The sequence below is a fragment of the Plantactinospora sp. KLBMP9567 genome (assembly GCF_033446045.1).
In the GTDB taxonomy this organism is placed as follows: Bacteria; Actinomycetota; Actinomycetes; order Mycobacteriales; family Micromonosporaceae; genus Plantactinospora.
The window spans coordinates 56,416-75,645 of sequence record NZ_JAWQRR010000044.1 but is presented as its reverse complement, the minus strand read 5'-3'; the positions used below and the strand labels follow the sequence as shown (position 1 = coordinate 75,645).

The 19,230-nt window shown below is 69.7% G+C and carries 23 protein-coding genes; 11 read left to right on the top strand and 12 right to left on the bottom strand.

Translation table 11 applies throughout. From position 1 onward, the window contains the following. Positions 1 to 43 precede the first annotated feature (43 nt). The 3 genes from R6Y94_RS33445 to R6Y94_RS33435 are packed head-to-tail and all read left to right on the top strand — an operon-like array spanning position 44 to position 2,136. A complete protein-coding gene (locus R6Y94_RS33445; RefSeq protein ID WP_318400160.1) occupies positions 44 to 352 on the top strand; it encodes a hypothetical protein in 309 nt (102 codons plus the stop codon). Positions 353 to 354: 2 nt separating this feature from the next. Next, the gene (locus R6Y94_RS33440) at positions 355 to 1,536 is read left to right on the top strand and encodes a glutathionylspermidine synthase family protein (protein ID WP_318400158.1); all 1,182 of its coding nucleotides are present in this window, start codon (positions 355 to 357) and stop codon (positions 1,534 to 1,536) included. An 18-nt stretch (positions 1,537 to 1,554) separates the two neighbouring features. Continuing rightward, positions 1,555 to 2,136: a CGNR zinc finger domain-containing protein gene (locus R6Y94_RS33435; protein WP_318400157.1), complete on the top strand. Its 582-nt coding sequence runs from the start codon at positions 1,555 to 1,557 to the stop codon at positions 2,134 to 2,136. A gap of 62 nt (positions 2,137 to 2,198) precedes the next feature. Here R6Y94_RS33435 and rpmG read toward each other — a convergent pair whose 3' ends face one another. Next, the gene (gene rpmG / locus R6Y94_RS33430) at positions 2,199 to 2,366 is read right to left on the bottom strand and encodes a 50S ribosomal protein L33 (protein WP_318400155.1); all 168 of its coding nucleotides are present in this window, start codon (positions 2,364 to 2,366) and stop codon (positions 2,199 to 2,201) included. A gap of 247 nt (positions 2,367 to 2,613) precedes the next feature. Here rpmG and R6Y94_RS33425 point away from each other — a divergent pair, with 247 nt between their 5' ends. Beyond that, on the top strand, positions 2,614 to 3,891 hold the full coding sequence (locus tag R6Y94_RS33425; RefSeq protein WP_318400153.1) for a CobW family GTP-binding protein: 1,278 nt from the start codon (positions 2,614 to 2,616) through the stop codon (positions 3,889 to 3,891). A gap of 129 nt (positions 3,892 to 4,020) precedes the next feature. On the opposite strand, the gene R6Y94_RS33420 is transcribed toward R6Y94_RS33425, so the two are convergent. Continuing rightward, complete coding sequence (locus tag R6Y94_RS33420; protein ID WP_318400152.1) at positions 4,021 to 4,548, bottom strand: GNAT family N-acetyltransferase; 528 nt, start codon at positions 4,546 to 4,548, stop codon at positions 4,021 to 4,023. Positions 4,549 to 4,638: 90 nt separating this feature from the next. Here R6Y94_RS33420 and R6Y94_RS33415 point away from each other — a divergent pair, with 90 nt between their 5' ends. After that, positions 4,639 to 4,767 (top strand): hypothetical protein, encoded by a 129-nt coding sequence (locus tag R6Y94_RS33415; RefSeq protein ID WP_318400150.1) that lies wholly within the window; start codon positions 4,639 to 4,641, stop codon positions 4,765 to 4,767. A 65-nt stretch (positions 4,768 to 4,832) separates the two neighbouring features. Then, positions 4,833 to 5,075 (top strand): hypothetical protein, encoded by a 243-nt coding sequence (locus R6Y94_RS33410; RefSeq protein ID WP_318400148.1) that lies wholly within the window; start codon positions 4,833 to 4,835, stop codon positions 5,073 to 5,075. Positions 5,076 to 5,108: 33 nt separating this feature from the next. Here R6Y94_RS33410 and R6Y94_RS33405 read toward each other — a convergent pair whose 3' ends face one another. Continuing rightward, positions 5,109 to 6,083 (bottom strand): LysR family transcriptional regulator, encoded by a 975-nt coding sequence (locus R6Y94_RS33405; protein ID WP_318400147.1) that lies wholly within the window; start codon positions 6,081 to 6,083, stop codon positions 5,109 to 5,111. A gap of 59 nt (positions 6,084 to 6,142) precedes the next feature. Here R6Y94_RS33405 and R6Y94_RS33400 point away from each other — a divergent pair, with 59 nt between their 5' ends. Further along, positions 6,143 to 7,021: a serine hydrolase gene (locus R6Y94_RS33400; RefSeq protein ID WP_318400145.1), complete on the top strand. Its 879-nt coding sequence runs from the start codon at positions 6,143 to 6,145 to the stop codon at positions 7,019 to 7,021. Between the two features lie 107 nt (positions 7,022 to 7,128). Here R6Y94_RS33400 and R6Y94_RS33395 read toward each other — a convergent pair whose 3' ends face one another. From R6Y94_RS33395 to R6Y94_RS33365, 7 genes are all read right to left on the bottom strand, one after another. Then, positions 7,129 to 8,988: a LamG-like jellyroll fold domain-containing protein gene (locus R6Y94_RS33395; protein WP_318400143.1), complete on the bottom strand. Its 1,860-nt coding sequence runs from the start codon at positions 8,986 to 8,988 to the stop codon at positions 7,129 to 7,131. A 198-nt stretch (positions 8,989 to 9,186) separates the two neighbouring features. Further along, complete coding sequence (locus R6Y94_RS33390; protein ID WP_318400141.1) at positions 9,187 to 9,813, bottom strand: hypothetical protein; 627 nt, start codon at positions 9,811 to 9,813, stop codon at positions 9,187 to 9,189. Positions 9,814 to 10,097: 284 nt separating this feature from the next. Beyond that, entirely contained in the window at positions 10,098 to 11,303 is a 1,206-nt protein-coding gene (locus R6Y94_RS33385) for a DUF418 domain-containing protein (protein WP_318400140.1), read from the bottom strand. A 268-nt stretch (positions 11,304 to 11,571) separates the two neighbouring features. After that, positions 11,572 to 12,297: a hypothetical protein gene (locus R6Y94_RS33380; protein WP_318400138.1), complete on the bottom strand. Its 726-nt coding sequence runs from the start codon at positions 12,295 to 12,297 to the stop codon at positions 11,572 to 11,574. 219 nt (positions 12,298 to 12,516) lie between these two features. After that, entirely contained in the window at positions 12,517 to 12,777 is a 261-nt protein-coding gene (locus R6Y94_RS33375; RefSeq protein ID WP_318400137.1) for a hypothetical protein, read from the bottom strand. Next, positions 12,774 to 13,127 (bottom strand): DivIVA domain-containing protein, encoded by a 354-nt coding sequence (locus R6Y94_RS33370; RefSeq protein WP_318400135.1) that lies wholly within the window; start codon positions 13,125 to 13,127, stop codon positions 12,774 to 12,776. The genes R6Y94_RS33375 and R6Y94_RS33370 overlap by 4 nt, the downstream gene beginning before the upstream one ends. Beyond that, positions 13,124 to 13,384: a hypothetical protein gene (locus R6Y94_RS33365; RefSeq protein WP_318400133.1), complete on the bottom strand. Its 261-nt coding sequence runs from the start codon at positions 13,382 to 13,384 to the stop codon at positions 13,124 to 13,126. Before R6Y94_RS33365 ends, R6Y94_RS33370 begins: the two co-directional genes overlap by 4 nt. Before the next feature lie 321 nt (positions 13,385 to 13,705). On the opposite strand from R6Y94_RS33365, the gene R6Y94_RS33360 reads away from it, so the two are divergent. The 4 genes from R6Y94_RS33360 to R6Y94_RS33345 all read left to right on the top strand — a co-directional run bounded on the left by R6Y94_RS33360 (position 13,706) and on the right by R6Y94_RS33345 (position 17,017). Beyond that, complete coding sequence (locus R6Y94_RS33360) at positions 13,706 to 13,951, top strand: GntR family transcriptional regulator (RefSeq protein ID WP_318400131.1); 246 nt, start codon at positions 13,706 to 13,708, stop codon at positions 13,949 to 13,951. Positions 13,952 to 14,055: 104 nt separating this feature from the next. Continuing rightward, a complete protein-coding gene (locus R6Y94_RS33355) occupies positions 14,056 to 14,844 on the top strand; it encodes an alpha/beta hydrolase (protein WP_318400129.1) in 789 nt (262 codons plus the stop codon). A gap of 101 nt (positions 14,845 to 14,945) precedes the next feature. Then, positions 14,946 to 16,232, top strand: a complete 1,287-nt coding sequence (locus R6Y94_RS33350) for a DNA (cytosine-5-)-methyltransferase (RefSeq protein WP_318400128.1) — start codon at positions 14,946 to 14,948, stop codon at positions 16,230 to 16,232. A gap of 65 nt (positions 16,233 to 16,297) precedes the next feature. Then, positions 16,298 to 17,017 carry a very short patch repair endonuclease gene (locus tag R6Y94_RS33345; protein WP_318400126.1) on the top strand — a complete coding sequence of 240 codons (720 nt, stop codon included), beginning with the start codon at positions 16,298 to 16,300 and terminating at the stop codon, positions 17,015 to 17,017. 2 nt (positions 17,018 to 17,019) lie between these two features. Here R6Y94_RS33345 and R6Y94_RS33340 read toward each other — a convergent pair whose 3' ends face one another. Together R6Y94_RS33340 and R6Y94_RS33335 are read right to left on the bottom strand one after the other, a co-directional pair. Further along, a complete protein-coding gene (locus R6Y94_RS33340; RefSeq protein ID WP_318400124.1) occupies positions 17,020 to 17,889 on the bottom strand; it encodes a GIY-YIG nuclease family protein in 870 nt (289 codons plus the stop codon). A 1-nt stretch (position 17,890) separates the two neighbouring features. Further along, positions 17,891 to 19,207 (bottom strand): AAA domain-containing protein, encoded by a 1,317-nt coding sequence (locus R6Y94_RS33335; RefSeq protein WP_412102944.1) that lies wholly within the window; start codon positions 19,205 to 19,207, stop codon positions 17,891 to 17,893. Positions 19,208 to 19,230: the final 23 nt, after the last annotated feature.

Sequence of the window (19,230 nt, the reverse complement as noted above, 5' to 3'; positions counted from 1 at the left end):
CACGATGGTCGCGGCCGGTGCGACGCCGGTTGGGGTGTCCGCGGTGGCGCGGATCGGTTACAACGATCTCGTGGAAAAAGTTTCGCGACGCCGTCTCCGGTCCGCGAGCGTGCAACTGGGCGCGCTCACCGCCCTCGCCGTCACCCTCTCCGGGTGCAACCAGGTGGGTGACGACGACGACTGCGACTCGCGGCCGAGCACGCCGCGGCCCCGTTCGCTGGCGTTGGCGGCGTACGCCCCGGCCACCGTGCCGGCCGCCACGACCGCCGGCTCGACCGCCGGCTCGACCGCCCCGGACGTACTCCCCGAGCGGGGCGGCTTCGGCACCCACCTCGCCTCCTGCGGCGGCTGACGGTGCGCCGGGAGAGCTGCCCGCCCCGGCCGGACTGGTCGGCGACGGTCCGCGCCCAGGGCCTGGTCTACGCCGACACCGAACTGCCGGGCGGCGGCCTCATGTCGTACTGGGACGAGAGCGCCTGCTACGCCTTCGACCTCGACGAGGTGCTCCGGCTGGAGGAGGCGACCGAGGAGTTGCACCGGATGTCGGTGGCCGCCGCCGAGCACGTGGTGGCGCGGAACCGGTTCGCCGAGTTCGGCATCCCGGCCTGGGCCGCCGAGGCGGTCACCCGGTCGCTGCGCGAACAGCCGCCCACCCTGTACGGCCGGTTCGACCTCTGGTACGACGGCTCTTGGCCGCCGAAGCTGCTGGAGTACAACGCGGACACCCCGACCGCGCTGGTCGAGGCGGCGGTGATCCAGTGGTACTGGCTGGAGGACACCCGTCCCAAGCTGGACCAGTGGAACAGCGTGCACGAGCGGCTGGTCGCGGCCTGGCAGCGGATCGGCGCCGGCCTGCACGACCCGCTGGTGCACGTCGCCTGGTCGGACGAGGAGGAGACCGGCGAGGACCAGATGACCGCCGGCTACCTCGCCGAGACCGCCCGACAGGCGGGGCTGGAGACCGAACTGCTGCCGATGCTCCAGATCGGCTGGGACGGCCGCCGGTTCACCGGCCCGCCCGGCCCGGACGGGGTGAGCACGCCGATCCTCACCTGCTTCAAGCTCTATCCCTGGGAGTGGATGCTCGCCGAGCCGTACGGCCGGCCGGCGCTGCACCCGGGCACCCCGACCACCTGGATCGAGCCTGCCTGGAAGCTGCTGCTCTCCAACAAGGCGCTGCTGGCCGTGCTCTGGGAGCTCTATCCCGGCCATCCCTACCTGCTGCCGGCGTACCTCGACTCGCCCCGGGGAATGACCGAATACGTGGTCAAGCCGCTGTTGGGTCGGGAGGGCGGTTCGGTGCGAATCGTCACCGGCGCCGGGGAGATCAACAATCCAGGGATTTACGGTGACGAAGGATGGTGTTACCAACAATTCCGCGCACTACCGTCGTTTTCGGATAATCACCTGGTCCTCGGCAGTTGGGTGGTGGCCGGCGAGGCGGCCGGTGCCGGCCTGCGGGAGAGCCGGAGCCTGATCACCGACGGCTACGCGCGGTTCCTTCCCCACTACGTGGACGCGCCACGGGAGCCATAAGTCGTCTACGGTTGTCGGGTGAACTTCGACGCGTACGCCCGGACCGGGGTCGACCTCGTCAACGCGCGACTCGACGACCTCGACGACCTGCGGGCCGTTTTCACCGACGAGCACGGCTGGATGCGCGACGAGGTGACCGAACGGGACGTCGCCGCCTTCCGCCGGGCGCAGAAACGCCTGCGGGACGTCTTCGAATTCGGCTCCTCGGGACGGGACGCCGACGCGGTGGACGAGCTGAATTCGCTTTTGGAGAGCTATCCCGTCCAACCGCGCATCTCCGGGCACGACGCCAAGGACTGGCACATGCACGTGACCAGCCGGGGAGCCTCGGTGAGCGCCGAGTTCCTGGCCGGTGCGGTCTGGGGGCTGTCGGTCTGGCTCTGCGAGTACGGCAGTTCCCGGTTCGGTGTCTGTGCCGACGACCGCTGCGGCAACGTCTATCTGGACACCTCGTCCAACTGCTGCCGCCGGTTCTGCTCGGAGCGCTGCGCCACCCGGTCGCACGTCGCGGCGCACCGGGCCCGCAAGCGGGCCGCGGTGGAGGCGAAGGCACCGGTCGCGGCCGAGATCGAGGAGAAGACTCCGGCCCCGGTCGGCTGACCGGCCTCGCGACAGCGCCCCGGTCCCGGCAGGGCGTCGCCGACCACCCCACCCGGATGCCGTCAGCGCTCCTCGCGGAAGTCGACGTGCCGGCGGAGCACCGGGTCGTACTTGCGCACCACCAGCCGGTCCGGGTCGTTGCGGCGGTTCTTCCTGGTCACGTACGTGTAGCCGCTGCCGCCGGTGCTGCGCAGCTTGACGATCGGGCGTACGTCGTTGCGCCGGGCCATCAGAGCGTCACCTCCCTCCGCGCCGGAATCCTCACGCTGCCGTCGCTCCGCCGTGCGCTGGTGTGGGCGCGTCGTCTGGACATCCTGCTTCCTCCTCGGCCGCATACTGCCGCGGCGACCGTTTCCCATCCCGACCAGGGCTTCTCCCGCCCCCTGCGCACCGTGTTCCACGCAGCGGGCGACTCTAACCCGGACGATCGGAGCGCTTATACTGACAATCATTTTCAACTACCTCGGAAGGCCCGCCATGTCGTCACCCCTCGCCCCCGACCACCTCGGCACCGCTGCCCGCACCGACGGCCGCGCCTCGGTCACCGTGCTCGCCGGGTTCTGGCCCGCTGCCAGCTACGCGGTGGCGAGGGCGCTGCTCGCCGACGACCCGAGCCTGCTGCTGGTCCGGCACGAGCTGACCGACCTGCGCGCCAGGGTGCTCCGCCGGATCGTCCGGGACGGGGCCGGAATCGTCGAGGACGAGACGATCGCGCTGGCGCACGGCTGCCTCTCCCACACACTGCGCGAGGACGTGCTGCCCACTCTCACCCGGCTGGCCCGGACCCGGCCCGGGCGGGACCTGGTGCTGCTACTGCCAGAGACCGTCGAGCCGGAGGCGGTCGCCGAGGTCTGCGCCCACCACCTCGTGGACGGCGCCCCGGTCACCGACCGGCTGCACTTCGACTCGTACGCGACGGTGGTCGACGCCGAGCACCTGCTCGACGGGCTGGCCAGCCCGGACGCCCTGACCACGCTCGGTATCCAGGCCGCCGCCGACGACGACCACCGGGCCCTCGCCGACGTGATCGCCCGGCAGATCGAGTACGCCGACACGCTCGTGCTGTGGGGTACCCCCGGCGACAGCACCGACAGCGGTCAACTGTCGGTACTGCTGCACCGGCTGGCCCCGTGGGCCGTGCAGCTCCCCGTCACCGAGCCGTACGTCGACGCCGGGGCGCTGACCCGGCGGCTGCGGCACACCGACCGGCACCGGCCGGAGACGCCCGGCGTACTGGCCCGGGGGATCGAGGGCTACCTGCTCGGGGTACCGGAACCGCAGCCGGACCACGGGGTGGTGTCGGCGGTGTTCCGGGCCCGCCGGCCGTTCCACCCCGGACGGCTGCACGAGGTGCTGACGGCGGTCAACGCGCCGGTGCTGCGCTCCCGGGGCGTGTGTTGGCTGGCCAGCCAGCCGGAGATCGCGGTCGGCTGGGAGTTCGCCGGCGGCGGCCTGACGCTGGGCACCCTCGGCCGATGGCTGGTCGACGCGCCCGACGAGGACTGGGCGGCAGCGAGCGACCAGCGCCGGCTCGCCGCCGCACTGGACTGGGACCCGTACTACGGCGACCGGCACAACTACCTGGTCTTCGTCGGCTTCGACCTCGACCCGGTCGACATCCACCGCACGCTCGCCCGCTGCCTGCTCACCGACGCCGAACTGGCCGACGGCGAGACCGGCTGGCGGAACTATCCCGACCCGTTCGCCGGCTGCTTCCCCACCCCCGGATCCACACCGTCCACACCGGACGCCTGATCCGGCGGGTATGCGTCTCGACGCGCCCGGGCTCGCCGGCCACCAGGATCACCCGGCCCAGGTGACCGCCGGGTGCCCCGGAGCAGGTGGCACACGCCGGCCAGGTCGTGCCCTCGGTGGCGCCGCGCGTCAGGGACGGTCGGTTGCGGTCAGGTCGAGCCGCCAGTCGTTGGAACGCATCAGCCGCCCCTTCGGAAACTCGAACTCGGTCTCGCCGAGCAGCTCGAAGCCGGCCTTTCGGCAGACCGCGTTGGAGGCGGCGTTGTCGACCGAGGGATAGGCATGGGCGTACCGGTGCGTCCGCCGGACCCGGGCCGCGTCGACCACCGCCAGCAGCGCGGCGGTGGCCAGCCCCCTGCCCTGGTACGCCGGCAGGATGCTCCAGCCCATCTCGTAGACCGTCTGGTCGTGCCAGTTCCGCTCCCAGTAGCCGACGCTGCCGACCGGCACCCCGTCCGGCAGGGCGACCACCCGGAACATGCACCCCTGCCCGCCGCCGCCGAACCGGACGTAACGCTCGTGCCGGGCAAGGACCTGCTCCTCGGTCTCCGGGCCGCCCAGGTGCCGCTTCATCTCGGGAGCGTTGATCCGGCGCAGCAGGTCGAGGTCGCCCTCGCTCCACGGCTCGATCCGGACCCGGTCCGATCCTCCGACCACGCCACCCACCTTCCGTCCGTCTGCCCCTGCCATTCAAGCTGGCCGGGCCGACAATCGAGCCCGAATTTCCCGCCGATACCCGGCTACCGGGTGCCACGCCTCGCGGAGCCGCTCGTAGAACGCGGCCCGTTCCGGCAACTGCCGGGCGCCCCGGCCGGAAGCCGTACCGGCCTGTTCCCGGCACAGCTCGGCGAACTGCTCCGCGGGCTCGACCGGTGACGCCGTGCCGTTGACCACTCGCCAGCCGGTAGCTGATACCAGTACCTGCGGCGCCGGGGCGGGGTTTGAGCGAAGTCCCGAGGCGGTCCTCCTCGGCGCTCCCCGTCCGGATCGACTGGGACGACGGGTCGGCGCCGGAACCGGTCTCCCGGCTCGGCATGCTGACCGGCGAGGTCCACGTCCGGCGGCGGCCGGAGGTCGACCGGTGGGTGGGACTCGCGATCGGCCAGGCCGACAACGAGTACCCGATCGAGTTGCTCGTAACGGTCGCCGGGTTGTCGACCCTGCCGTCGGCCGACCGGAGCTGAACGCCCGGCGGTCAACTCCGCGGATGCTCGGGCTCAGCCGGGTCCGGGGAAGTCGTCCGGCGGATAGACCACCGACCACGGGCGCGGCTGGCCCGTACCCAGCACGATCGGGGCGGCCGGGGCCGGGCCCGCCAGGATCTCGGCGGCAACCTGGGCGAAGGTCGACGCGGCCGGATGCGCCGACCGGTCCGGCCAGACCGCCGAGGTGCGGCGGCGCAGCACCGGCTCGGTCAGCGGCCGCCAGGCGACCCGGGGCTCCCGGCGGGCCGCCGACTCCGGCTCGAACGCCACGCACCCGCGGGCGAGCACCAGACCGAGCAGGAACTCCGGGTTGCCGGCGTGCCGGACCCGCCGGGGTGTGAAACCGTGCCGGCGGCACACGTCGAGGACCCGGTCGTGCCAGTCCGGCGCGGTGGCCCGAGGAAAGATCGCCAGATCGTGCCCGGCGAGGTCGGCGAGCGCGACCTCCGGCAACTGGGCCAGCGGCGAGGCGCGCGGCAGCAGTACCCCCAACCGGACCTCGACGGCCGGCCCGGCCCGCAGCGCCTCGGCCCGGACCGGGTGGTGCACCAGCCCGACGTCGAGCCGGGCCTCGGCGAGCATCCGGAGCTGCTCCGCGCTGGTCAGCTCCTGGAGGTCGACGTCCAGGCCGGGCGCCCGCGCCGCCATCCCGTGCAGCAGCGCCTGGAGTGTGACGGCCGGGGTCTCCGGCGGTACGCCTGCCCGCAACGTCCCGATCTCGCCATCCCGGGCCTTGCGCATCACGATCCGGATGCGTTCCTCGGCGGCGAGCAGGGTCGGGGCCTCGGCCAGCAGGAGCTGCCCGGCGGTGGTCAGGCTGATCTGGCGCCGGGAGCGGTCGAAGAGCTGGACACCGAGGTCCCGTTCCAGCCGCTGGATCGACTGGCTCAGCGGCGGCTGGGCGATGCCGAGGATCTCGGCGGCCCGGCCGAAGTGCAGCTCCTCGGCCACCACCACGAACTGCCGCAGGTGCCGGGCCAGGTCCACCCGGCCGATGATATGAGTTCGCATATCGGAGCCGCCCGCCGGCCGGCTATCGTCGCCAGGTGCCAACCGGACGTATCACCCGGATATTCGACGATGTAGGGGTCGACGCCCGGCTGCACGTCACCGACATCGACAGCGGGGCCGAGCTGGGCATCGGCGCCGACGACCAGGTGGTGCTCGCCTCGATCTTCAAGATCCTGCTGGTCCTGGAGTTCGCCCGGCAGGCCGCCGCCGGGCAGCTCGACCCGACCGAGCGGGTGGTCGTGCGCGCCGAGGACCGGTTGGGTGGCTGGGGTACGGCGGGCTGCGCCGACGACGTCGAGGTGTCGCTGCGGGACCTGGCGTACTTCGCCATCACGGTCACCGACAACAGCGCCGCCGACCTGCTGCTGCGCCGGGTCGGTCCGGACGTGCTGCCGCTGCTCGCCGCCGAGCTGGGGCTGACCCGTACCCGGATCCTCGGCGGGCCCCGGCAACTGCTGGAGTCCATGTACGCCGACGTCGGCGCGCGGGACGACGCCGAGTTCGCACAGATCTTCCCGCTGCTGCCGGAGGAGCGGATCCGGGCGATGCGGGTACAGGATCCGGAGCGGACCACCTCCAGCACGGCCCGGGACGTCACCCGGCTGCTCGGACTGATCTGGCGGGACGAGGCGGGGCCCGCCCCGGCGGGTGCGCTGCTGCGGGAACTGATGGGTCGGCAACTCTTCTGGACCCGGATCGCCTCCGGCTTCCCGCCCGGCGTACGGGTGGCGGCGAAGACCGGCACGCTGCCCGGCCTCCACGCCGAGGCCGGGGTCGCCGAGTATCCGGACGGCGGCCGGTACGCGATCGCGGTCTTCGCCCGAACCCGGCGGCTGGCCACCCGGCGGATCGACGTCGACCTGGCGATCGGCGAGGCGGCCCGGACCGCCGTGGATGCCCTGCGCGCCCGCTGACCCCTCCGCCGCCGTGACGGCCCCCGGCCGACCGCTTCGAGCTGGGCTGATATCCGAACGGATATCGGCCGCCCCGCCGGCTCGGACCGGGCGCGGTGCGGAGAGGATCAGGCGAGGAGGAAGCGGTCCACCGGCAGCGGCCGGTCGGTGATCCGGATGTCGCCGATCCACCCGTAGAAGCCGGGTTGGACGATCCGGTCGTGGTGGTACGCCCCGACCAGCCACGGCTCGCCGGAGGTGGCCAGCCCGGACGCCGCGACGGAAGGGTTGCGGAGCAGCCGCGCGCCCTCGACGTAGAGCGTGCTGAGCCGGCCGTCGTTGACCACCGCGACGTGGCACCACTCCCCGGCCGGCAGTTCGTGGCCCCAGTTGGCGACGATGCCGTCCAGCTCGACCGGGAAGACGGCCCACTTCAGCATCATCCCGGCGGAGAGCCCCAGCAACGCGATCGGCTGCGCCGGGTCTGCACCGGTCTTGCCGGCATCCCGCCCGGTGCCGTACCGGCTCAGGATGCCCATCCCGTCCGAGCCGGTCTCCCGGACGTCGGCCGGCAACTTCACGAACGCCTCGAGCGTGTAACCGTGCGCGAACGTCGCCGCGTTCAACGGCGCGCCGTCGACGGTACGCAGGTAGCCGCCCCGGGCCGGTCGCCGGCCGCCGGAGAAGAAGAGGCTCGCGCGGGCCGGCTGGTCGTCGTGGTGTTCGGCCGACCAGCGCAGCGCCTCCGGCGGGCTGCCCGGCAGGCTGAGCCGGGTCAGGTGGTTGCCCCGGCCGGAGAGATCCTCGACCCGGAACCCGTCCGGCATCGCCGTGCCGTCCGGGCGCCCCTGGTCGAACCGCCAATACGCGACGGTGCCGTCGCCGACCACGGCGGCCGGGCCGCGCGGCGGGCGGCCGGTGGCCGGGGCGAAGCCGGCGAACCGGTCGGCGAAGTCGACCGCCAGGCTGAACCGGTTGGCCGGGTCGGTCAGCTCGACCTCCCGTCGGGCCAGCGCGTTGCGCCGCTCCGCGGGCTGACCGAGGATCCACGGCGACAGCGTCTCGACGTCGATTGTGTTCCGGGCCAGGTCGAACGAGTACAGCCGGACCATCCCGCCGCCGCCGTAGTAGCGGTTCTGGTAGTTGGTGATGTGCACGTGCACGTCCCGGCCGGCGGCGTTGCGCAGCACCAGCCGGCCGGGCGGCCAGTAGTGCCCGTTGAGGGTGAGGAAGATCTGGTCGCTGCCGCTGACCAGCCGGTCCCAGAGCCGCTGGCCGTGCTCGGAGAGCCAGGTCGCCCCGGTGTGGTCTGCGTCGGCCAGGTCGTGGGTGGTCAGGATGACCGGGCTGGTCGGATGCGCCGCCAGCACCGACCGGGCCCAGTCGAGCGTGCCGTCCGACGGCCGCCAGTCCAGCGCCAGCAGCAGCCACTCGCGCCCGGCGGCGGGGAAGACGTGGTACGTGTTGTAGCCGTCCGGCGTGGCGCCGCCGTACGTCGGCAGCCCGCGTACCCGGTGCGGCCCGAAGACCTCCAGGTAGTGGCTCGGTCCACGCTGGTCGGTGGTGGACTGGTCGATGTCGTGGTTGCCGGCCAGCACGCTGTACGGCACCCCGCGCCGGTCGAGGATCTCGAAGATCCGGCCGGCCTCGGCCAGCTCGGCGGCGGCCCCGTTCTCGACGATGTCGCCGAGGTGGGCGGTGAGCACGATGTTCCGCTCCGCCTGGTGCGCCACGATCCAGCGCAGCGTCGCGGCCAGCGGCCCGCTGTCGCCCCGGTCGCCGTCGAAGAGGTACTGGGTGTCCGGGATGACGGCGAGGGTGAACCGGGGCGACGCGGAGTCGGGACGGTAGCGGTCGTCGCCGACCCGTTGCCAAGCGCGCGTGGCGGCCGGCAGCAGCACCCCGGCGGCGGCGCCGGTGCCGACGAGTCCGGCCCCGACAAGTCCGGCGCCCCGCAGGAAGCCGCGCCGACTCGGACCCTCTGCCATGGATCGTCCCTCCCCGGATCGCGGACGGTCCGCCCGACAGTACGTGCCGGCCGGGCGCATAGCGGTGAGGCCGGCCGGCCCGGCGGCGTGCACCGTGACCGGCTGCTGTCGTCGACGGCGTGCTGGATCGCCGAGCGCCGCCGGGCAGAGCGAGCCTGCCGAAGGCGGAACAGCCGGGCCGCTGGGGTCGGACGTGGGTCAGACCGGGCCGGATCCGGTGGGCTCGCCGCCCGAAGGCTCACCATCCGAAGGGTTGTCGTCCGGGGGGTGGTGGTGGACCGAGGAGATCACGCGGCTGGCGTTGCGGGCCAGCGGCTTGCGGCCGAGATGCGGGTCGATCATCGCGAGGTGTCCGCCGTACGGCACCTGCCCGCCTCGCCAGAGCGCGGGTGACCGGACGCCGTGCTCGAACGCCGCGGCGCAGCTCAGGATCATGACGGCCAGCGCGATCAGCACGATCTCCGCCCCGGCGAGGAGCAGTGGCCACAGTGCACTGTCGGCCGCCACCACGACATCGATGCCGACGCCGTAGAGCATGGCCGCGGCAACCAGCAGGATCGCCCCGAGGCCGTACGCGTAGAGGCGACGACGGCGGGTCAGCGCGACCGAGAAGACGGTGAACGGAACCGGGTGCCCACAGTGCCCGCAGTGGATGACCTGCTCGGTCTTGCCGTGTGCCGGGCGGGTGGCGGTACGGGCCGTCTCGCAGTACTCGATGGTGTGGGTGCCGGGCGCGGACGACCGGTCGAGGAGGTGCCCGGCTTCGAGGCGTACCCGATCCCGGACGACCCAGAACGCCACCGATGCCTCCCGCAGCTCCGCCATCCAGATGTACGGCTATCCTGGCACATTTCGCCATCGATGACCTGGGATGCGTAACTCGACGGGATCCACACGGCTCGGGTCGGTTCTGTGGCTTCTCAGCCGAGTTGCCGGCGGTCAGCGCGTTGACCTGCGGGCGGCTGCCCGTTCTCGCCGGGATGGTGGCGCGGCTGTCTCAGCGAGTTGACGCACGGGCCGGGGCCGAGCATGGAGCAGGCCAGCGGATACCGGGCGGAGCCGGCACCGGAGGTGGGGCGGCAATCCGGTTGACGCCGCACCCGGCCCCGTCATGCCAGGTCCGCGGCCCGCAGCCGTGGCCACCGTTGCTCGGTCCAGGCCCGCAACAGCCACTCCATCGGCCCGTACCGGAACCGGGCCATCCACGCCGCGCTGGCGGCGAGCTGCACACAGTAGATCGCGACCGCGATGAGCACGACGACCGGGGGTGCGACGGCACCGGCGAGGCCCAGCCCGACGCCGGTGAAGACCAGCACGCAGAGCAGCGACTGACCCAGGTAGTTCGTCAGGGACATCCGGCCGGCCGGCGCGAGTACGGCGACGACCCGCCGTCCCCGGTCGGTCTGGAAGAACTGGAGCAGGGTGGCGGCGTACGCGGCCGCGAGCAGCGGCGCGGTGAGCACGCCCGCCGTCAGCCCGGTCAGGTTGGCGGTGCCCCCGCCCGATGCGAAGATCACCCCACCGGCCAGGCCGACCGGATAGCCCACCCGCTGCACCCGGCGCAGGAGCTGCCGGTTCCCGACGACGTCGGTGAGCAGCCGGCGCCGCCCGGCCGCGTACCCGAAGAGGAAGGCCGAGAGGGCGAGCGGCCCCTGCACGAGGAGTGCGCCGAACATTCCCGGCAGCTGGCGTACGTGCTCGCTGATCACCGAGCCGAGCCCGCCCTGTAGTGCCTCGGTGGACCGCTGCCCCGCCGCCAGTGCCGTCGCCGGATCGGTGACCAGTTGGGTCCCGCCCGTGGCGGCGAGCGCGAGGACGAAGCCGATCCCGGCGGTCAGCAGTACGGCGACCCGCAGCGCGGTCCCGACGCCGACTTTCCGCATGGCGAGCAGGACCAGGCCGAGCAACGCGTACGTGGTCAGGATGTCACCCTGGAACAGCAGCACCGCGTGCAGGATGCCGAGCACGAAGAGTCCGGCCAGCCGTCGCCGGAACCGTGGGGCGACGTCGACGCCGCGCCGCGCGGCGGAATCGAGCTGGAGCGTGAAGCTGTAGCCGAACAGAAAGGAGAAGAGCAGGTACGCCTTCATCGCGAAGAGCAGCTCGACCAGCCACAGGACCACCTGGTCGCCCCACGAGTCGTGCGCGGGATCCGGAACCAGGTGGAAGGAATAGCCGGAGGCGAAGAAGGCGATGTTGACGACCAGGATGAGGAGCAGCGCCACGGAACGCAACGCGTCGACGTCGACGATCCGGGGCACCGTCCCGGACGACGCGCGATCCCCGGCAAGCGGGGCCTGGGTGGAGCGGTTCACGTGACTTCCTCCGAACGGACAGAAATAGTGTTCGATGACTGTCCTGCGACCCTATGAAGCGGCCTGTCCGGATGACAGCCGGTGAGCGGGAAGGTCGTCGGTAGGGCAAGCCCCACCGACGTACGACACCCTGCGATCGGCCCCGCCGAACCGGGTGCGCGGCTGCGCCAATCTCATTCGCAGGGCTGTACTCGACCGGCGGCGACGGCGGCGTGCCCGGTCAGCAAGAATCCGACATCAAGATCATGTGCGACCGCCAGGTTTTAGCTCAGCCGTGAGGCGGAGACGACGACTCCTGACCGGGGAGCGGCCCGGAGTACGGATCGACCGGCGTCGGCAGGTCCGGGTCGAGCGGCAGGCTGGCGTACGGGTCGACCGGCGGAGGCAGGTACGGGTGGGTGGGGGTGTTCGGGTGGTAGCCGGTGGGTGGGCCGGAGGTCGGCTGGTAGGACACCGGCGCCGGACTGAGCACGGCGGGGCTACCCGGACCGTAGGCCGGGGAGGCGGGTGCGACCGGCGGGTAGCCGGGCGAGACGGGTGGCGCCCCGGGAAAGTGGCCGGTCGGCTGCCCCGCTCCCGGCGTGGACCAGACCGGCGCGTGCGGCGGTGCGGCGTACCAGGGGCGGTGGCCGGCCCGCCAGCGCAGCCAGGAGACGTTGAGGATGCCGGCGTGGGTGATGCTGGCCATCCAGCTCAGCAGGAAGATGCCGGCGGCCCAGTCGGAGATGGCGGTGCCCTGGTCCGTGCCGCCGACCAGCATGAAGCAGGTCCAGGAGACCACCAGGTAGCCGACGCCGGGCAGCCACCAGGCCGGCCGCTGGGCGCGCAGTCCGATGTAGAGAAAACCGAAGCCGGCCAGGCAACTGAAGCCGAGTACCGGCAGCAGCAGCCACCAACTGTGGCCGATCCGCCACCACAGGCTCGGCCCGGGAGGTGAGAAGGGCGGTGCCGGCTGTGCCGGTGGGTGCCAGGTACCGCTGGGCACGTACGACATCGTGCTTCCCTTGCCCCGTCCGCTCGGTGACGTCGGCCCTCGTGGTGGCCGGCGGTGCACGCCTCGACTGGATCCTCCGAAGGGGCACCCTAGTGCAGGCAGCGGACGCGACGGGGGCAGTGATGCCGGGTGACCGTGCCCGGCCGGATCAACGGGCGGACGGAACCTTGACCATCGTGGCCCGGTGCAGTCGTAGGGCCGTCGTCCGGGTCGGGCTGGTCAGTTGGCGCAGGCTCCGGGGTGGTTGACGAACCGGTGGCAGCGCCGGCTGCCGGGGCCGGCGCGGGGTTCGCCGATCGGGGCGTCACACCAGATCCGGGTACGCGTCGACTGCTCGTCCTCCGCCGAGATGGTCGCCTCGCCGAAGTCGAGTACGGGGATGTGTGCGAGGGACGCGCGCAGGGCGGCGAGCAGGTCGACGGCCGCCTGGTGGCTGGTGAGAGTGGTGGGTAGGTGGATCACCCAGTGTGGGGCGCTCACCAGTGGCCGCCGTTGCGGGGCTGCCGCTGGTCCTGCTCGCCGCTGTCGGCGAGTCGCCGGCCGGTGCCGGGCCGAGGGTGTGATGAGGGTTGAAAGTCGGCGGCGGATGGATCGGCGAACGTGCAGCCGATGTGTCGGGCCTGCCACTGGCGTAGACCCTGGCGCACGCGTTCCGCCTGGGTGCGGGCGGTGGTGGCCTCGCGTTCGAGGCGTTCGACCTCCTTGGCGACCAGGCGGAGGAATTCGTAGACCTCGTCGGGGTCGAGACCGCGCCAGCGGCGGCGCATCACGCTGGACGCGACGCGGATGACGGCGGGGCGAAGGCGTTCACCGGTTCGTCGGTAGATCATCGCCGTACCGCCGATGCCTGGTAGTGGGTGACCAGGGCGGTTATCTCGGTGGTGGTGAGGCCGCGTCGGGCGAGGACCCGTTGGCCCCAGCGGTGCAGCCGGCACGGGTGCGGGTGGTGGTCGTTGCGGCAGCGCAGCCCGCGGGGCCACTGCTCGGGGGCGTGGACCGTGATCGTCCGCACCGCGAAGTCGACATCCTCGACCGTCACGTACGGCGGCAACGGCAGCTCGTCCAACAGTTCACCGGCCTGACTCATGACCCTCCCTCGGTTGACCGGTTGCTGGGTTGGCGCCGAGGCGGGCGGGGACGACCGGTACGACCGCGCGAGACGTACCGACCGGAGCCCAGCACCCGCCCCGGGCCAGTCCCGTTAGTTGCCGGAGCAGCGCTCGTGCCAGCCCGAGTTATTCGATGGGTTGGCGCTTGCACCGCCCCGACCCGAGGAGTCACCGCAGTGCCTAGCTGGGCGTATCCTCGTCTCGGCACTTTACCGTCATTGTTGGTAAAGTCAACGTTGCTCTTGAAGTACTCCCAGCAGCCGTGATCAGATGTGGGGGCCTAGCTGGGAGTCCTTCGCATGCCCGCATCACGACCGTTCGAGCCGCACTACCGCCGGATAATCGCCGACATCCGGCGGCGCATCGCATCCGGTGAATGGCCCTCTGGCCACAAGCTGCCGTCGACCAAGACTCTCGCCGAGATTTATGACGTCCGCAGCCAGTCCACCGTGCGCTCCGCGATTACGATCTTGATTGAGACCGGCGAACTCTACGGACACCAGGGGTTGGGTGTCTTCGTAGCGGACCGAGCCGAGACGAGTTAGCCGAGTCGAGTCGGCAGGGGCCGCGCCGTCGAGCAGAGACGCCGGCTGACGGAGTGCGGCCAGATTTCGATGATCGCGGTGATGAAGCGGCAGAAGGAGGGTGGATGCACACGCTCGATCTGGAGTCAGTGGATGGAACGCGCCTAGAAGCAGCCCTCCATCCCGCCCGCCGCTCTGACAATCCAGGCACCTTGGTAGCCGTCCACGGCCTAGGGATGGACATGGACGAAGGGGGCATGTACCTGCGTTTGGCCGAACGACTACCGCATGCCGGGATAACAACGTTGCGCTTCTCCTTCCGGGGCCATGGCGGCAGCGAGGGCACCCAGCGGAGTGTCACGATCGCCGATCAGGTACTCGACCTGGCCGCTGCCATCGAAGCGGCCGAGTCCGACTGCCCGGGCAGCTTGTACCTGGTGGCCACAGGGTTCGGCGCCGTACCTACCCTCCTCTCACTACCAAGCCTCGAAGATCGGCTCTGCGGTCTCGTCCTGTGGCAACCGGTACTCGATCTCCGTGAAACCTTCCTGGAGCCCACGCTCCCGTGGGGCCAAGCTAACTTTGGACCCACGGCGCGGTCCACGCCAGACCGAGACGATTACCTGCTCGTCGATGGCGAGTTCGAACTCGGTTGGGCTCTACTTAATGAGATGGATCGCCACGAGCCCGGGAGGTCACTCGCCGCGAGCCGTGTGCCGACGCTGATCGTTCATGGCGACAGCGACACGCACGTTTCCCACGGGACCTCCGTCGCGGCCGCAACGGCTCGCCAAGATTGCCAGTTGCACTCAGTACGAGGAGCCGACCACGGCTTTGACGCCAGACGCCACGAAGACGAAGCGCTAGACGCGACAGTTGAGTGGCTCACTCGGCTCCACGCCAAGCGGTCCTAGCCTGACGACACCGGGGCGCCTCGCGGTACCACGAGCTACGACAGGTACAGCAGTCGTCACAGGGACTTTCAAGATCGCACCGGCCGCGGTATGGTTTTGGGGTGGAGAACCAGGACGAACCGTTGACCGAGGTAGGGACGAGCATCGAGTTGTTCTCCGGCGGCGGCGGTCTCGCAATGGCGATGCATCAGGCCGGGTTCCGCCACCTGGTCATGAACGAGTTCGTCCGACACGCCTGCGACACGCTCCTCATGAACAAGGCCGAGGAGCGCAAGAACGAGGACCATATACCCATCGGGATTGACGACAAGTGGCCCCTACTGAGGGGCGACGTAAGGGACTTCCACTTTGACTACCTCCGCGAACACGGAGTAGACGTAGTGGCAGGTGGCCCGCCATGCCAGCCCTTTAGCCTTGGAGGAGCACACAAGGGATACGAGGATCAACGGAACATGTTTCCCGAGCTTTTCCGGGTAGTGCGGGAGACTGAACCGAAGGCGGTGATATGCGAGAACGTCCGAGGCTTATTACGACCTTCCTTCAAGCCATATTTCGATTACATCCTTAGCGAACTGGAACTACCGTTCGAGAAACGCAGAAAGAACGCCACCTGGGAAGAGCATTACGCACAGCTGCTTGATCGAGACGCGAAGATCTCGCGCAAATCGAAGCGTCGTTACGTGGTCATCCCAATGGAGGTTAACGCGGCGGACTACGGGGTGCCGCAAATCCGAAAGCGGATCATAATTGTGGCCTTCCGCGCAGATCTCGGCATAACAAGGAAAGACTGGGAAGAGCACTTCAAGCCCCCTCAGAGTCACTCACAAACTGCTCTGATTAGGGGGCAACTCGATGGCTCCTACTGGAAGCGCCACGTTGGCGTCCCTTCGGGCGTGCGTGACACGGTGACGAAGGCGCTGCCTCAGCAATTGCCGATCGAAGACGAAAGAATCAAGCCCTGGAGAACCCTCCGCGACGCACTGTACGGCAACCCAGATCGCCCGCACGAGCTGCCACTGCCGCAGGACTTGGTAGATGGGGAGGATTACCCCGGGTGGTTCCACCACAAGGGTTGGCCGGGAGCCCGTATCTACCCTGGGCACACTCCCAATTTGCTAGATAAGCCCGCGAAGACAGTCAAAGCCGGCGTACATGGCGTTCCGGGAGGCGAATCGGTCATGCTCCTTGACAACGGCGAACATCGCTATATGACCGTACGCGAGACTGCCCGTGTCATGACCTTTCCCGACGATTGGCAGATTTCTGGGCCACGAGGCGAACAGATGAGGCAGCTCGGTAACGCCGTGCCGGTCACCCTCGGGCGGGTATTCGCCGATGGGATCGCGCGAGCGCTTCATCAGGACAAGGGCCGGAAGTCGGGGTACTGAGACCAGTGCCTTCCCCCTGGAACGAGACGCTGCCACCCGAGACCGCCTGGCGTTGCGCCCCCGGTATGACGCCGGCTGCGAGGACGGACGAGCAGGACGCGGCGGCGGGCGGACGGAGAGTACGCGAACTAACCCTTCCAGATGGACGGATCGCTCGGGCATCCATGGCGCTGCGTCTTTACCGTCGGACTCGTCGGATCAGGGCCTACCTTCGCTGGTCTGAGGGTGGGGTTACTAGAGAAAAATACATTGGCGAGGTGGGCCAGCCCACACGAGCCGAGAACCTTCGCGCGGCTTGGGCCATGGCTCGACCTCCTGGTGGTATCAGCGAAGCTCCTGCCGCGCGAAAGGGCACCGACCAAAGGGGCTATGGCTCGTGGGCTTCATCCGAGGCAACGCGGAACATCATGCGAGCGAACCGAGGCCGCGACACCAAACCTGAGATCCTCTTGAGAGCGCGACTGCACGCGATGGGACTGCGGTACCGAACTTCCCACCCTCCTCTGCCCGGGTTACGGCGTACCGCAGATATCGTCTTCTCGCGCGCCAAGGTCGCCGTCTTTGTTGACGGCTGTTACTGGCACGGCTGCCCGGACCATCACAGGCCGGCCACGAAGAACAAAGAGTTCTGGAAGACCAAAATCGACGGTAACCGCGCCCGGGACGCCGAAACAACGGAGCTGTTGACCAGGGCAGGATGGATCGTTATCCGTGTCTGGGAGCATGAGCCGATCGAGGACGCCACTCGCCGCGTTCTCAGCGCTTTGCAGGCTGGCCGAACTTAGGGTTAGTCCTCTTCATTCTCCCCGTCCTCTGACTTCTCGGCGATTTCCGTGGCTGGAGCGAACTTGCCAGGTCCTGGGGTCTCGACAACGCTGGCGCCGGCACGAGACCACCAACACTGGGCACTATCGTAGCTAGTGCTCTCGTAGTAGAGGATCAGGTAACCGGGGAGCGCGGTCGCTTGCCAACCCTCTGTTAGTGTGCCGACGATTAGTTTAAGAGCCGTGCGCACAGAGATACCTTGATCAGGTATTTGGACAACCTGATTGTAATCCTGTCGCGCCCGAGGGGTGTCCTTCTCAAAGCGGAGGTTATAGGGCAGCCCCCTCTTCAGTTCGGCCAGAACCTTGGCAACGGTCCTCGGGCCGGGCGTGAGCCAATTGACCAGCAGATCAAGATTGACCGGGTAGAGAGCGTCGAAGTGATTCGCCTCGACGGCACTACCATCCCGCCTTCGGCCTGGATCGTTGTTGCCGAAGCCATTGTTGTTCCATTGAAGTTTCTCTGGTTGCTCACCAGCGGTCCGCTCATATTTGCCCTCATACTTACCGAGCAACATCTTTTCTGGGGCTGACGCCTCCAGATCTTCGTCTAGGTAGAGACAGACGAAGGACACGCCACCAGCGATAGGGCGTCCCGACAGCTTCTTATGGTGCTTGCGGAGCCTCGCGGGAAGCGACTTGCTCGCCTTGCCGACGTACACGCGTTGATCATCCACATACAACTGATATATACCCGGCCCCTTGGGAAGCGCGTCAAGCGCCTCACCTGTCAAAGACTTCGGAGTCAGCTTTTGAAGGGCGGCCGAGAGTTGGTCCGCCAGGGCCTTGGTGATAGACAGCTTGAATTCATCGTGATGCTTCGCGTCAGGCACGTCAGCGAGCGTAGCCTCGAACACCCTGTAACCGCGATAGCACCGACTGGTTGGCTTCCCAGCCGTCCGGGAACTTGACCGGTACGTTCAGGTGCACCGGCTCGGTCGACGGATGGGCGTCCAGCAACTCCCCGATCCCCGCCCGAGCCACCACCACACAAGCGTGCCGGTGCCGCGACACCAGCACACACAACCGCCCCGCCTCCAGGTGGAACGCGGTCGCGTCCCGCCGACCCGACAGCGGATGCAGCACGATCACCACGTCGTACTCGCGCCCCTGCAACCGGTTGGCCGTGTCCACCGTGATGCCGGCCCCGGCCGCCCCCAACTGCGCCCGGATCGCCGCCACCTGGTCCCGATGCGCCGCCCCCACCGCGATCCGATCGGCGGTCACGGGAGCGCCCCCGGGAGAACGCTCCGACACCGCCACCGCTCCCCGCTCCAACACCCGCAACGCCAGCCGCGCACAAGCCGCCGCCGCCTCCCCGTCGGTCCGCAACGTGTGCCGCGCCGGCAGCTCGTACAACGCCCACCCGGTCGACGCCGCCATCTCCAACGCCTCGTCCACCGCCCCGCCACCAAAACCAGCGGTCGCAAAGGACAGCGACCGCTCACCAGCCGTCGTCCCCGCCGAGAAGCCCGTGAACGGATAGAACGCCTCCGCCACCACCGGGGCCGCCGACGCCGGCAGCCGCCACGACACCGGCAACCGGTGTACCGGCAGATCCGGGTTGTGCCGTAGCAGCGCCGCCACCGCCGACTGCATCGGATCCCAGGTCAGCCCGGTCCACCGCTCCGTCTCCACCGTCGAGAACGGATCCAACTGCCCCGGATCACCCACGAACAATGCCCGGTCGAACCGCCCCGCCACCCGCAGCAGCGCATCCGAGCGCATCTGGTACGCCTCGTCCACGATCGCCCACGGCCAGCGCCCCTCCGGCACCAGGGCCCACTTGGCGGCCGTACCGATGATGACGGACGACCCGCCCAGGTCCGCGACCTTCGCCGCGACCCGGACCGTCGAATAGTTCTTGATCCGGTCCGTCGCCGTGTAGTCGTTCGCCGACAACCGCCCGATCGGCAGCTCCGGCTTGGCCTGCGCCAACCGGTCGATCAGGTCGTCGACCTGCTCATTCGTCTGCGCGATCACGATCAACGGCTCGCCCGCCTCGGCCAGCTCCCCCGCCGCCCGCACCACCAGCGTCGACTTTCCCGCCCCGGGCGGCGAGTCGACCACCACCCCGCGATGATCGCCGCTGTGCAGGTCGGCCAGCACCTCCCCGATCACCCGCCGCGCCGCCTCACCCGGCGGCAACACCAACTGTCCAGGTCCACCACCGG